The sequence below is a fragment of the Bacillus sp. LBG-1-113 genome, from assembly GCF_020708615.1.
Taxonomy (GTDB): domain Bacteria; phylum Bacillota; class Bacilli; order Bacillales; family Bacillaceae; genus Bacillus; species Bacillus mojavensis.
Window position 1 is genome coordinate 678,791 of record NZ_JAJFDG010000001.1, and the last position, 14,095, is coordinate 692,885.

14 protein-coding genes and 1 riboswitch are annotated in these 14,095 nt (G+C 42.3%); of the genes, 12 read left to right on the forward strand and 2 right to left on the reverse strand.

All coding sequences use genetic code 11. The annotated features are described in order from the left end of the window. The first annotated feature begins 18 nt into the window (after positions 1-18). The 6 genes from ccsB (at position 19) to aroD (ending at position 6,434) form a co-directional block, all read left to right on the forward strand. The gene (gene ccsB, locus LJF29_RS03665; protein ID WP_229147022.1) at positions 19-1,194 is read left to right on the forward strand and encodes a c-type cytochrome biogenesis protein CcsB; all 1,176 of its coding nucleotides are present in this window, start codon (positions 19-21) and stop codon (positions 1,192-1,194) included. A gap of 82 nt (positions 1,195-1,276) precedes the next feature. Beyond that, positions 1,277-1,999 (forward strand): DNA-binding response regulator ResD, encoded by a 723-nt coding sequence (gene resD / locus LJF29_RS03670; protein ID WP_229147024.1) that lies wholly within the window; start codon positions 1,277-1,279, stop codon positions 1,997-1,999. Continuing rightward, positions 1,996-3,762 (forward strand): sensor histidine kinase ResE, encoded by a 1,767-nt coding sequence (resE, locus tag LJF29_RS03675; RefSeq protein ID WP_229147025.1) that lies wholly within the window; start codon positions 1,996-1,998, stop codon positions 3,760-3,762. Before resD ends, resE begins: the two co-directional genes overlap by 4 nt. A gap of 190 nt (positions 3,763-3,952) precedes the next feature. Next, on the forward strand, positions 3,953-4,537 hold the full coding sequence (sigX, locus tag LJF29_RS03680) for an RNA polymerase sigma factor SigX (RefSeq protein ID WP_010334775.1): 585 nt from the start codon (positions 3,953-3,955) through the stop codon (positions 4,535-4,537). Continuing rightward, positions 4,473-5,570: a sigma-X negative effector gene (locus tag LJF29_RS03685; protein WP_229147027.1), complete on the forward strand. Its 1,098-nt coding sequence runs from the start codon at positions 4,473-4,475 to the stop codon at positions 5,568-5,570. The genes sigX and LJF29_RS03685 overlap by 65 nt, the downstream gene beginning before the upstream one ends. Before the next feature lie 102 nt (positions 5,571-5,672). Further along, positions 5,673-6,434 (forward strand): type I 3-dehydroquinate dehydratase, encoded by a 762-nt coding sequence (gene aroD, locus LJF29_RS03690; RefSeq protein ID WP_229147029.1) that lies wholly within the window; start codon positions 5,673-5,675, stop codon positions 6,432-6,434. 53 nt (positions 6,435-6,487) lie between these two features. Here the strand turns inward: aroD and serA are convergent, their stop codons facing one another. Then, positions 6,488-8,065 carry a phosphoglycerate dehydrogenase gene (gene serA / locus LJF29_RS03695; protein WP_229147031.1) on the reverse strand — a complete coding sequence of 526 codons (1,578 nt, stop codon included), beginning with the start codon at positions 8,063-8,065 and terminating at the stop codon, positions 6,488-6,490. A gap of 206 nt (positions 8,066-8,271) precedes the next feature. Then, a riboswitch (FMN riboswitch) is annotated at positions 8,272-8,406 on the forward strand. Between the two features lie 155 nt (positions 8,407-8,561). Here serA and fmnP point away from each other — a divergent pair. Then, complete coding sequence (fmnP, locus tag LJF29_RS03700) at positions 8,562-9,134, forward strand: riboflavin transporter FmnP (protein WP_229147036.1); 573 nt, start codon at positions 8,562-8,564, stop codon at positions 9,132-9,134. A 39-nt stretch (positions 9,135-9,173) separates the two neighbouring features. Here fmnP and LJF29_RS03705 read toward each other — a convergent pair whose 3' ends face one another. Further along, on the reverse strand, positions 9,174-9,422 hold the full coding sequence (locus LJF29_RS03705; RefSeq protein ID WP_003225461.1) for a ferredoxin: 249 nt from the start codon (positions 9,420-9,422) through the stop codon (positions 9,174-9,176). A 266-nt stretch (positions 9,423-9,688) separates the two neighbouring features. On the opposite strand from LJF29_RS03705, the gene LJF29_RS03710 reads away from it, so the two are divergent. The 5 genes from LJF29_RS03710 (at position 9,689) to LJF29_RS03730 (ending at position 14,058) form a co-directional block, all read left to right on the forward strand. After that, positions 9,689-10,747 carry a helix-turn-helix domain-containing protein gene (locus LJF29_RS03710; RefSeq protein WP_229147576.1) on the forward strand — a complete coding sequence of 353 codons (1,059 nt, stop codon included), beginning with the start codon at positions 9,689-9,691 and terminating at the stop codon, positions 10,745-10,747. Beyond that, a complete protein-coding gene (locus tag LJF29_RS03715) occupies positions 10,740-12,230 on the forward strand; it encodes a RecQ family ATP-dependent DNA helicase (RefSeq protein WP_229147037.1) in 1,491 nt (496 codons plus the stop codon). The genes LJF29_RS03710 and LJF29_RS03715 overlap by 8 nt, the downstream gene beginning before the upstream one ends. A 14-nt stretch (positions 12,231-12,244) precedes the next feature. After that, on the forward strand, positions 12,245-12,826 hold the full coding sequence (locus tag LJF29_RS03720; protein WP_010334768.1) for a CPBP family intramembrane glutamic endopeptidase: 582 nt from the start codon (positions 12,245-12,247) through the stop codon (positions 12,824-12,826). After that, entirely contained in the window at positions 12,810-13,550 is a 741-nt protein-coding gene (locus LJF29_RS03725) for a LysM peptidoglycan-binding domain-containing protein (protein WP_229147040.1), read from the forward strand. The genes LJF29_RS03720 and LJF29_RS03725 overlap by 17 nt, the downstream gene beginning before the upstream one ends. Before the next feature lie 64 nt (positions 13,551-13,614). Further along, the gene (locus LJF29_RS03730; protein ID WP_010334767.1) at positions 13,615-14,058 is read left to right on the forward strand and encodes a YpbF family protein; all 444 of its coding nucleotides are present in this window, start codon (positions 13,615-13,617) and stop codon (positions 14,056-14,058) included. Positions 14,059-14,095 lie beyond the last annotated feature (37 nt).

Here is a 14,095-nt window from a genome sequence, read left to right on the forward strand (position 1 = left end):
CGAAAAGGGAGTGGTGTCATGGCGGAGCTGAGCGGAAATTTTCTTTATGCAGCCTTTCTCGTGTATTTAATCGCGGTCCCGATTTTCGGCGGGGCCATACGCGGAAGGAAAAATAAAAAAGACAGGGCAAACCGGTGGGCGACGATCGGGATTACCCTTTCGATTATCGGTTTTCTCTGCCACCTGGGCTATTTTATGACAAGGTGGGCTGCCAGCGGCCATGCGCCTGTCAGCAATATGTTTGAATTTACAACGGCCTTTGGCATGATGCTTGTGCTTGCGTTTATTATCCTTTATTTTATCTATCAATTGCCTTCATTAGGTCTGTTTACACTATCGATTGCTTTATTGCTGATTGCTTACGCCAGCATGTTTCCGACGGACATTTCGCCTTTAATTCCGTCATTGCAGAGTAATTGGCTGTATATCCACGTAACTACGGCCGCGCTGGGGCAAGCGATACTCGCCATCAGTTTTGTCGCAGGTGTCATTTTTCTTTTGAAGCATGTTGACCAGACAAAACCAAGTAAAAAAACCTTTTGGCTTGAAGCTATCATGTTTATTATGGTGACGGCAGTTGCCTTTATTGTGATAACATCTGTGTTTCGTTTTGCCGGCTATGAAGCTGAGTTTAACTGGGTGGATAAGAATAAGGAAAAAAGCGTGATGGTCTATGAAATGCCCGCACTTGTAGGTCCGCATGAGGGTGAGCTTATCACCGAGGGGAAAATGCAGCCTATTGCAGAGCTTCCGGCCCTTTTCTCAGGCAGAAAGGTAAACACGGTGATTTGGTCGTTTGGAGCTGGACTCCTTTTGTATGGGGCGCTTCGCCTGATCATCAGAAAAAGAATCAGTGCCTATTTACATCCTCTGGTGAAAAACGTGAATCTTGATCTGGTGGATGAGGTTGGCTACAGGGCCGTTTCCATCGGTTTTCCGATTTTTACACTCGGCGCGCTGATCTTTGCCATGATTTGGGCTCAGCTTGCTTGGACGAGATTTTGGGGCTGGGACCCGAAGGAAGTATGGGCGCTGATCACGTTTTTATTTTACGCCGCATATTTGCATTTAAGGCTGTCAAGAGGATGGCACGGAGAGAAATCAGCATGGCTGGCCGTCATTGGTTTTGCCATCATTATGTTCAATTTAATATTCGTAAATCTTGTGCTAGCCGGACTTCATTCTTATGCGTAGTCGAAAACAAAGCGATACAGTTCTCAAACTTTCTCACGATTTGATAAAATGAAAGTAACAGAAGGAAAGCAGGGGGAAAACGATGGACCAAACCAATGAAACCAAAATATTAGTAGTTGATGACGAAGCCAGAATTCGCCGCCTTTTAAAAATGTATCTTGAACGTGAAAATTATGTGATTGAAGAAGCGGAAAATGGCGATGAAGCTATTGCCAAAGGCCTCGAAACCAATTATGACTTAATTTTGCTTGACCTTATGATGCCTGGCACAGACGGAATTGACGTCTGCCGCCAAATTCGCGAAAAAAAAGCTACTCCAATTATTATGCTGACCGCAAAAGGAGAAGAAGCAAACCGGGTGCAGGGGTTTGAATCGGGAACAGATGACTACATTGTCAAACCATTTAGTCCGAGAGAAGTTGTGCTGCGGGTAAAAGCGCTTCTGAGAAGGGCATCTCAAAACTCTTATTTCAATGCGAATACGCCGACGAAAAACGTATTGGTGTTTTCTCATCTGTCAATCGATCATGATGCCCATCGGGTAACTGCAGACGGAACTGAAGTGAGCTTAACACCGAAAGAGTATGAGCTCCTTTACTTTTTAGCGAAAACGCCTGACAAAGTGTATGATCGGGAAAAGCTTCTCAAGGAAGTGTGGCAGTATGAATTTTTTGGCGATCTGCGTACAGTAGACACACACGTCAAACGTCTCCGTGAAAAACTCAATAAAGTATCACCGGGAGCTGCCAAAAAAATCGTCACTGTATGGGGCGTCGGTTATAAATTCGAGGTAGGCGCTGAATGAAATTTTGGAAAAGCGTAGTAGGCAAGCTATGGGCTACGATCCTTTCGCTTGTCCTGATTGTATTATTTATTTTAACGGTTCTTTTACTCGAATTTATCGAAAATTATCATGTGGAAGAAGCCGAAAATGATTTAACCCAGCTTGCAAATAAAGTCGCAGTCATCTTAGAAAAACACGAGGATCAGGCGCTGGCAAGGTCGATCACTTGGGAGCTTGCTGATAACTTAACAAGCATTGCGATTATACAGAATGAGAAAAAGTACTGGTATTCGCCAAACGATAAAAATCGGCTTTCATCTATCACGCTTGAACAAATACAGCGGGACAAGGATTTACATCAGGCTCTGGACAACCATAAAAAAGTCAGTAAACGAACGGGCCTGAGTGGTGGAGACACGGATAATGAACGCCTGATTGTGGGTGTTCCGTATGAAAAAGACGGAAAAAAAGGCATGGTCTTTTTATCTCAGTCTTTGCTTGCCGTCAAAGATACAACAAAACACACGACCCGTTATATATTTCTTGCCGCAGGCATTGCGATTGTGCTGACCACATTTTTTGCTTTCTTTTTATCAAGCAGGGTCACGTATCCGCTTCGAAAAATGAGAGAGGGCGCACAGGATTTGGCAAAGGGCAAGTTTGACACGAAAATCCCGATTTTAACCCAGGATGAAATCGGTGAGCTGGCAACCGCCTTTAATCAAATGGGACGGCAGCTTAACTTTCATATCAATGCGCTCAACCAAGAAAAAGAACAGCTTTCAAACATATTAAGCAGTATGGCTGACGGCGTGATTACCATCAATATCGACGGCACGATTCTCGTGACAAACCCGCCGGCTGAACGTTTTCTGCAGGCTTGGTATTATGAGCAGAATATGAATATTAAAGAAGGCGACAATCTTCCGCCAGAAGCAAAAGAACTATTTCAAAATGCTGTCAGCACTGAAAAAGAACAAATGATTGAAATGACGCTGCAGGGCAGATCATGGGTGCTGCTGATGTCGCCGCTGTATGCGGAATCGCATGTCAGAGGCGCGGTTGCCGTTCTTCGAGATATGACCGAAGAACGCCGCCTTGATAAATTGCGCGAGGACTTTATCGCAAATGTCAGCCATGAATTAAGAACGCCGATCTCCATGCTTCAAGGGTACAGTGAAGCCATTGTCGATGACATTGCGAGCTCCGAAGAAGACCGAAAAGAGATTGCTCAAATTATATATGACGAGTCGCTGCGAATGGGCCGTCTTGTCAACGATTTGCTTGATTTAGCCCGAATGGAATCAGGCCATACTGGATTGCATTATGAACAAATCAATCTTAATGAATTTATAGAAAAGATCATGCGTAAATTTTCCGGCGTTGCCAAAGAAAAAAATATTTCTTTGCATCAGGACATTTCTCTCACTGAAGAAGAATTGATGTTTGATGAAGATAAGATGGAGCAGGTGTTTACTAATTTAATTGATAACGCGCTGCGTCATACTCAATCAGGCGGCAATGTCTCCATCTCCGTTCATACCGTTAAGGATGGAGTAAAAATAGACGTCAAAGATTCCGGCTCCGGGATACCGGAAGAGGATCTGCCATTCATTTTTGAGCGATTCTATAAAGCAGATAAAGCACGGACAAGAGGCAGAGCAGGAACCGGACTGGGACTGGCTATTGTAAAAAATATTGTGGAAGCTCACAACGGTACGATTACAGTGCACAGCCGGATGGACAAAGGAACGACGTTTACGTTTTATATTCCGACAAAATGATAAAGTCGAGTCTGAATTTGCCGAAGAATCTTGTTCCATAAGAAACACCCGCTGACCTAAGCGGGTGTTTTCTTAATAAAATTTAAGGATATGTTAATATAAATTCCCTTCCAAATTCCAGTTTCTCGTAATATAGTTGTAATGTAACTTTTAAGCTATTATTACGACTAAAGAAACGGAGGGGTTTCCTATGGAAGAAACCTTTCAAGTGTTATATAAAACATACCATCAAGATTTATACCAATTTTTATTTTATATGGTAAAGGATAAAAGCCAGGCTGAAGACCTTCTTCAAGAGGTTTATATTCGTGTATTAAATTCATATCATACGTTTGAAGGAAGAAGCAGTGAAAAAACATGGCTTTTGTCGATTGCACGCCATGTGGCGATAGACTGGTTCCGTAAGCAGCAGACAATCAGACAGCGTGTACTCGGCACATTTGATTGGGATACACAAGATGTCAGAGATCAGCAATTGCTTCCGGACGAACTCGCGGTTCAACATGAAAATGTCCGGGAAATTTATGCTGCGCTTGATCAATGTACGATCGATCAAAGAGCTGTGATTATCTTACGGTTTATACAGGGATATTCAATACAGGAAACAGCCAATGCTCTGCGCTTCTCGGAAAGCAAAGTAAAAACGACCCAACACAGAGGGCTCAAGGTACTTCGGAAACATATGGAGCTTTTGAGGGAGGAGCTAATGGATGATGAAGTCAGATTGGAACGAAGAACAGATAAAGGAGTTGTTAAGTCAACTGCCAGCAGTTAAAGACCATCGTTCTCCGCAAGACATATACAAGCGGCTTTCGATGGTAAAACGGAAGAAAAAGCCCCCTGTAAAATGGATTGGCCCCGTATGTGCAGCAGCTGCTGCAGTTTATATCGCTTTCATTATTTCTCCTCATTTCTTTGATCAGGCAGAGCCTCAAAAAGAAACGGTTAAAGAAAACGCTATAACGAAAACTGAGACAGCAGACAGTCAAAAAGCAGCACCGTTGCTGGATCAGACTTCGTTTGTTGTTTCTGAAAAGGAACAGAGCAATTATATAACTGTAGCGTTTGCCGATGCCGATACGTCCACAATCGTACCCATCAGCATTAAAAAAACAAATTCAAACCAAAACATACAGGACGTCCTGTTTGCCAGTGACCAATCAGGCTATCTTGATCACGCCGTCACCATTCCATCCTTTATGGATGAAGTGAAAGTAACGGAGAAACAGAAAGAACTAAGAATACAAGTTAACGAGAACATTGATGTTGATTCTCTAAAAGACGCTAAACTATTAAAAAAATTGCTGAAAGAAACAATGAAATGGAGCCCTTATGAGAGAGTCAAGTTTTCAACCGATCAAAACGGGGCTGGTGCAAAAGTTGGCTCCTATGGCACTTTGACTGAAATTCCAGTTCACACACAGACGAACAAAGCTTACTATTTGTATCACAATGAAGACGGACAAGACTTTCTTGTTCCCTCTGAAAAAACGTTTCGAACAATAAAAGAAGCGTTTAAGGAAATGGAAACAAACAGTAAACCGGATACAGAACCTGTTATTCACGCAGGTGATATCAAATCAATAACAGAAAAACATAAACATTTATATATTCACTTCTCAAAAAACTCGGCAGTCGAGGATTCAATCACCGGTACTTTAATGCTTGAGGGACTTCTTTTAACAGCAAAGGAATTTGGATTTACAGAAGTGACTTTTACAGAAACTAGATCAAATAAAATTGGAAAATATGATGTTTCAGATCCCATACCGGTACCCGCTGCCCCCAATCCGATTTCTTTAAACTGAAAAAGCCTTTGGGCTTTTTTGTTTTTTGATATAATAGGAATTTTCACAAAATAAGTGTAAGTGTATAATAGAACAAGTGAGGATTGAAAGGATTTGAGATAAGTGAACACGCTAACAATCAAAGGAGTTTCCATTGGAGAAGGGATGCCAAAAATCATCGTTCCGCTGATGGGTAAAACAGAAAAGCAAATTTTAAAAGAAGCAGAAGCTGTAAAATTACTGGATCCGGATATTGTCGAGTGGCGAGTCGATGGATTTGAAAAAGCAGACGACAGTGAAGCAGTTATAAAGATGATCTCAAAGCTGCGAGAGTCTTTGAGAGACAAGCTGTTTCTATTTACATTCAGATCGCATAAAGAAGGCGGGAGCAAAGAAATGGATGTAAGTTCCTATATCGCTTTGCTGGAAACGGCTATCCGCACAAAAGACATAGACTTTATTGATATTGAACTATTTTCAGGAGAGGCGAACGTGAAAGCGCTAGTATCTTTAGCGGGAGAAAACGGTGTCCATGTGATTATGTCTAATCATGACTTTCAGAAAACACCTGCAAAGGACGAGATCATTTCTCGGCTTCGGAAAATGCAGGAGTTAGGAGCGCATATTCCGAAAATAGCTGTAATGCCGAAGGATACAGGTGATCTTTTAACCTTGCTTGATGCAACATATACCATGAAAACAAAATATGCGGACCGCCCGATGATCACAATGTCTATGGCGGGAACAGGATTGGTTAGCAGGCTGAGCGGTGAAATATTTGGATCAGCTTGCACATTCGGCGCAGGAGAAGAGGCTTCAGCACCTGGGCAAATACCAGTATCCGAGCTGAGAAACGTATTAGAAGTACTGCACAAACATACATAAACAGAAAACCGTTAAAAGAAAAAAACTCAAGCTGCAAAGCTTGAGTTTTTTCATTATGGAAGATCAATAAGTTTTACAGACACGATATCAGGAACATCTGTTAGTTCTTTCACAATTTTATCTTCTAAATGTCTGTCAAAAGAAAGCATCATGATGGCTTCTCCGCCTTTTTCTTTACGGCCAACCTGCATGGTTGCAATATTAATATCGTTATCTCCGAGAATACGTCCCACTCGGCCGATGACCCCCGTCGTATCCTGATGCTGGATATAAACCAGGTGGCCTGTTGGATAAAAGTCGATATTAAACCCGTTGATTTCGACAATGCGTTCTCCGAAATGAGGGATATACGTAGCTGTAACTGTAAAGGTGCTGCGGTCTCCTGTTACTTTTACGCTAATGCAATTATCGTATCCAGATTCAGAAGTGGAAATCTTTTCACTAAAGCTAATGCCGCGTTCTTTTGCGACACCGCCCGCATTTACTTCGTTAACTGTTGAGTCAACGCGTGGTTTTAAGAAGCCTGACAGAAGGCTTTTTGTAATAAACGATGTTTCAAGTTTAGCAATTGTGCCTTCATATTGAATCGCGACATCCTGTACCGGCTCTTTCATGCATTGTGATACGAGGCTGCCGATTTTTCCTGCAATTTGGTGGTACGGCTTAATTTTAGCGAATTCATCCTTTGTCATGGCAGGCAGGTTAATGGCTGACATAACAGGAAGACCTTTTGCGAACTGCAGAACTTCTTCTGATACTTGCGCTGCAACATTCAGCTGTGCTTCTTTTGTCGATGCCCCTAGGTGAGGAGTGGCAATCACCAACGGGTGGTCAACGAGCTTATTATCAACCGGCGGTTCAACTTCAAAAACGTCAAGCGCCGCACCGGCAACATGGCCGCTTTCTAAAGCTTCAAGAAGAGCTGCCTCATCGATAATGCCGCCTCGTGCACAGTTAATTAAGCGAACACCCTTTTGCGTTTTTGCAATCGTTTCTTTGTTTAATAAGCCTTTTGTTTCTTTTGTTAACGGCGTATGCACAGTGATGATATCTGCGCTTTCCAAGACTTCTTCGAACGTACGGCTGTTTACACCGATTTTTTTCGCTCTTTCTTCTGTTAAGAAAGGATCAAAAACGTGCACAGTCATACCGAAGGCTCTCGCACGCTGTGCAATTTCGCTTCCGATTCTGCCTAATCCTACAATTCCAAGTGTTTTGCCGTAAAGTTCCGAACCGACATATGCTGTGCGGTTCCATTCTCTGGATTTTACAGAGATATTGGCCTGAGGGATGTGTCTCATTAAAGATGAGATCATCGCAAATGTGTGCTCAGCTGTGGAAATTGTGTTTCCGTTTGGCGCATTAATAACAATAACCCCATGTTTCGTTGCTTCGTCAATATCGATATTATCCACACCGACACCGGCTCTTCCGACGATTTTTAAAGAAGTCATTTTTTGAAAAAGGTCTTCTGTTACTTTTGTCGCGCTTCGCACCAATAGAGCATCAAAGGTATGTAATTCATCCTCTGCATCTGCTACGTTTTTTTGGACGATTTCAATAAAGTCTGATTCAATAAGTGGCTGTAAGCCGTCGTTGCTCATTTTGTCTGAGACCAATACTCGAAACATCGTAAGATTTCCTCCTAAATTGACAAACTAAATATCTGATAATTTAACATATTCTCAATAGAGTGTCAATGTGTATTGACGCAGTAAAGGATAAAAGGAAAGTGAGGAATTGACCAGTTTTAGAGACTTTTGGTCATATTTTTAATTTGAAGCAATTATCTATACAACCAATCATTTATCGTTTATAATGGAACCAAATTCATATGATCAATCTTCGGGGCAGGGTGAAATTCCCTACCGGCGGTGATGAGCAATGGCTCTAAGCCCGCGAGCTGTTTTTGACAGCAGGATTCGGTGTGATTCCGAAGCCGACAGTATAGTCTGGATGGGAGAAGATGGAGGTTCAGCAGCGTTTTGAAAGAAAGGTTTTCAAACGTTTCTTTACCAAGCCAATTTTTAAAACCCCGCTTTTATATCATAGAGCGGTTTTTTTATTGGCTGGAAAAAGAACCTTTCCGCTTTTCGAGTAAGATGTGATCGAAAAGGAGAGAGCAACTTGAAAGTAAAAAAATTAGTCGTGATCAGCATGCTGAGCAGCATTGCATTTGTATTGATGCTGTTAAATTTTCCGTTTCCGGGGCTTCCTGATTATTTAAAAATTGATTTCAGTGATGTCCCTGCCATTATTGCGATTCTTATATACGGACCTTTAGCGGGTATTGCCGTTGAAGCGATAAAAAATGTTCTTCAATATATCATTCAGGGGAGCATGGCTGGAGTGCCTGTAGGACAAATTGCAAATTTCATTGCCGGAACACTCTTTATATTGCCGACTGCTTTCTTATTTAAAAAGCTGAACTCAGCAAAAGGCCTGACAGTGAGTCTTCTGCTTGGAACTGCAGCTATGACGGTGCTGATGAGCATTCTCAATTATGTTCTGATTCTTCCGGCCTACACATGGTTTTTACACTCCCCGGCATTATCCGACAGTGCGCTGAAAACAGCGGTAGTCGCTGGTATCCTGCCGTTTAACCTCATAAAAGGCATTGTCATTACGATTGTGTTCACACTTATCTTTATCAAGCTTAAACCGTGGATTGAACAGCAAAGAAGCGCGCATATTCATTAAATAAAAAAAGCTCCCGCAGGGGAGCTTTTTCGATTACTTCTATTCAAATTTAAGCGGGTCGCCCTCAAATGGCTCATCCGCCACTTTGATGGAATCAGTAGGGCATCCTTCAAAAGCGTCAATCATATCTTCTTCCAGTACTTCAGGAACTTCGACAACGCCTTTATTTTCGTCAAGCGTTACGAACGCGATGCCTTCATCATCGTAATCGTAAATGTCTGGTGCAGCCGCTCCGCAAGCGCCGCATGCAATGCATGTATCTTTGTCTACGATTGTGTACTTTGCCATGAATAAAACCTCCCAGATTGTTCTTGGTGGAACAAATGGATCAATCTTTTATATTTAATCAATTTAACACCTATTCCTCTTACTTATTGTAATGATGTTGATGCCACATTTCAACAGAAAAATGATTGAGAATGCTTATCACATAAGGGGTTATCTACATAACATCCCCCCTAATGATGACTTTAAACGTCGATTTATGTTTAAAATCTGTTAAAATAAAAAGAGCAAACCAACGATTTTTGTCAGGAAGAATGTGGGTGGATAGGTTGTCATTACATTACTTTGATATTATGGTTCTCGATTGCCTTTCTAAAATAAACGGGGAACGGACAGGAAGTGCCGTTTTTCACCTATTTAAAGGAAAAAGATCGTCACAAACCATTCAAGATGCCGGCTTATTTCAGACTGCAAGATATTTTGGAATGGCTCCGCAATGTTCAAGAAGCGACATATCAGGATCACTTCGCAAGCTTGAACAGCAGTCATTTCTGGAACCAATGTCAGAAACAAATACATACAGAGTGACTATAAGAGGCGAAAGCATGTTGAGGCAGGCGCTGAGTGAACGGCCTTGGCCAGCCCATTGCCACGGCGCTTATTTTCAGCAGGCCGCAAGCGTGCTCTGGAAAAGACTTTCCCTTCTCGTACAGGTATTGTCAAATAAGCAGCGCAGCAGCAGACAGTATATTCCCGTCACAAAAGATTATAAGACGCTTCACTGGGTCAAGCGATACATGCACATGCAGAAGGATCATGAAAAACTGGCAAGGGGCTTGCAGGAAATGCTGGAGGATCATTTGCAAAGGCTTGACGAGAAAGCCGCTCTTATCTTTGTCTACTCATTAACTTCATATAATAGGATCGGTTATACGAGCAGGCAGCTTGCTGACAATCTGAAAGAAGACGAGTGGTACGTGTATATCTTGTTTTGGGCTGCGGTACATTATTTTATTCTTTCCTTGCCGCAATGTGAAGATTCTATACTAAAGGATCTTCTTTCCGATGTGCATCTGGAGAATGCACTGACTGAGTCTACGAGAAAAACATGGCAGATGGTCAGACAGGGGATTCCGATTCAGCGAATTGCTGAAATCAGAAAGCTGAAAACTGCCACAATTGAAGACCATATCGTCGAAATTTCTCTTCATGAGCCGGCTTTTGTGATTGATGAATATATTTCGGCTGAGGATCAGCTCCAAATTGCTGAGTTCGCCAAACGCATGCGGACAAACAAGATCAAACAAATTCGAGAAGGCCTAGAACAGCGGTTCAGCTACTTTCAAATCAGGCTGGCATTGGCAAAGCAGGTGAAACAGTATGACTAAATTACAGCAAGTGTTATATCAGTTTTTTGGTTTTCATTCCTTTAAAAAAGGACAGGAGGACATCATCAGAAGCGTTCTCAGCGGAAAGGATACCATTGCAATGCTTCCGACAGGGGGAGGGAAGTCTCTTTGCTACCAGTTGCCCGGTTACATGCTTGACGGTATGATATTAATCGTTTCTCCTTTGCTTTCTTTGATGGAGGATCAGGTGCAGCAGCTGAAAGCGCGGGGAGAAAAACGGGCTGCCGCTTTGAATAGTATGCTCGGCAGGCAGGAAAGACAATTCGTTTTAGAGCATATCCATCGGTACAAATTTTTGTATCTGTCGCCCGAAGCTTTGCAGTCGTCATATGTTTTGGAAAAATTAAAGAGCATTCCGATCAGTCTCTTCGTTATTGATGAAGCGCATTGTATATCGGAGTGGGGACATGATTTTAGGCCGGATTATTCAAAGCTTGGACAGCTGAGAAAAACACTTGGGCATCCGCCGGTGCTTGCTCTGACGGCTACGGCGACGAAGGATACGCTGCATGATGTCATGAATTTGCTTGAACTGCATCATGCCGAACGGCATCTTAACTCGGTTAACCGGCCGAATATTGCACTCAAAGTTGAAAATACTGCGGATACTGCCGAAAAAATAGATAGGGTCATTCAGCTGGTTGCAAACCTGCAAGGTCCGGGAATTGTCTATTGTCCGACAAGGAAATGGGCAGAGGAATTAGCGGAGGAAATAAAAAACAAAACAAGCAGCAGGGTTGATTATTACCATGGCGGCATGGATTCTGGCGACAGAATGTTAATTCAGCAGCAATTTATTAATAACCAGCTTGATGTCATTTGCTGTACAAATGCGTTTGGAATGGGTGTTGATAAATCTGATATCAAATATGTCATACATTTTTATCTCCCGCAGACGGCTGAAGCTTTTATGCAGGAAATCGGCAGAGCAGGGCGTGACGGAAAACCGAGTGTCAGCATTTTGCTCAGAGCGCCTGGAGATTTCGAATTGCAAGAGCAGATTATCCAAATGGAGAGTCTTGCGGATGGAGAAATCGCCAATGTTATTCGCGTGCTGGAAGAAACGGAAGAACAGGATGAAAGAAAACTGCGCGAATTATTCATGCAATATGGTATCACAGAGACGCAGTCGCGCATGATCATCCATCTCTTTATGCAGGGGAAAACATCGATTGATCTGATCAAGCGGGAAATCACGTATCGCATGGAGCTGAAACTTGAAAAAATGCGTCACGTGGCAGCTTTGCTTCATCGCGATGGCTGTTTAAGACAATCGTTGTTAGCCTATTTTGATGAAACATACGAGCCCGATAAAGGAGGCATGCCGTGCTGTTCACATTGCGGTTTTGATCTCTCGCTGTATGAACAAAAAGAGGAGCGCGTCCAAATAGCGCCATTAGACGGCTGGAGATCGGAATTGCACCGTATATTCAGTCTAGAGACTGTAGGTGAGCCGAACTGAAACAGCAAAGGGATTTGATCCAGCATCTGTCTGACCGTGATATACTGAAGCAGCTATACATGACACAGCTTCTGGTCATCATGGTGTCCGCTGCTGCCGTTTTGTTCTTTTTTCAGGATATAAGTGATTTTTTCAGCCTCTGGCATATTAGAGATACAAGAATCATTTGGTATGGTGTTTCTCTTGCAGTTATTGTCGTTTTAGCCGACATGGCAATCATGAAATGGTGTCCGTCTCATTTATATGATGACGGCGGAATCAATAAAAAATTATTCAGTAAAAGGCCAATCCCTCATATTATATTTTTAACGCTTCTAATTTCTTTCGCTGAAGAAATGTTATTTAGGGGAGTGCTGCAGACCCATATTGGTTTATGGGCGGCCAGTCTTGTTTTTGCTGTTCTTCATTTTCGTTATTTGACAAAATGGCTGCTATTTATCATGGTGACGGCAATCAGCTTTTTGCTTGGACTGATTTATGAATGGACCGGTAATTTATTTGTTCCGGTAACGGCGCATTTTATTATTGATGCCGTGTTTGCCTGTCAGATTCGTTTTGAACATGTTAGGAGGGATACACATGACGAACATGTCTAGAGTTGAGAGAAGAAAAGCTCAGAATCTTTATGAAGACCATAATGCCGCATTGGCGGACGACCTTTTCGAAGAAGATGAAGAAAGCCTTCCGACAAGACAATCTGTAAAAAATCAAAGAGAGAAGAAAAAAAAGCAAGGCAAAACAAGAACGCCGTTATTTACCACTCTCGCGGTACTGTTTGTATTTGTGCCGGTTATCGTCTTTGTCGCCTTATTTTATCTAATGAAAAGCCATCCGGGAAATCCCGATGATTATGAAGATGTGTTTATAGACAGCAGCCAGAGTAAATACGAGGTGGTCCAAAAACCAGAGGACAAAAAAGAAACGCAAGAGACAGTTCTGCGCGAAGAGTCAAAAAAAAAATCTGAAAACAAAAAGACAGAGAAGCAAACAGAAGCAACAACTGATAAGAAGCAGCCTGCTGTAGCGGAAAAAGAGGAGACAGCAAACAAACAGGAAGCAAAAAGCGAGGCTGCTTCCCCTTTCCCAGAAAAAACAGTCCAAAAAGAGCAGGAACAAATACCGCAGCAACCTGAACCAGTTCAAGAAACCGAGGCGGAACATATCGTGAAGCACACCGTTCAAAAGAAAGAAACGCTGTACCGCATTTCCATGAAATATTATAAAAGCAGATCAGGAGAAGAAAAGATCCGTGCCTATAATCATTTGAACGGAAATGACGTTTATACCGGGCAAATTTTGGACATCCCTTTGACTTATTAGCGGGCATCTTTTTGATCGCAGGCTCATATATTGTAGCAATGAAAAGGGACAAGGTGTGAAGCGTATGGAATCCTTATGGAACCAGCTGGACCGATTTACGGACGCGCCGACCAAACAGATGCTACAGGCGTTGGTGAAACGAAAACAAAAATACGAAAACTATGCTGCGCAATGCCGCAGGTGGCGGTGGACCTCACTCATTTGCCTGGGCTTATTATGTCTTTTAATGATGATCAAAAGCCCGGCGCCTCAGCTCATTCTTCAAGAAATGCTAAGCCATACCTTTTATTTATTGTGGATGATGGCAACTGCTTTTGCATACTGCACTTCATATTATTTTAAGAAAAAAGAAGAAAAAGCCGAGGGGGATTTCCATAAACTGAGATGTGAAATTATTCAGAAAAGCACTGATCTCTGGCCGCAGCCTGATAAATGGAAGGCGCGAGAATCTGTTTTTCAATTGATGAAGCACCAATACGATATTAATCTATATTTTGAAAGTAAATAAAATGGGGCGTTTTCTCAAACGATAGAAACGTCTTTTT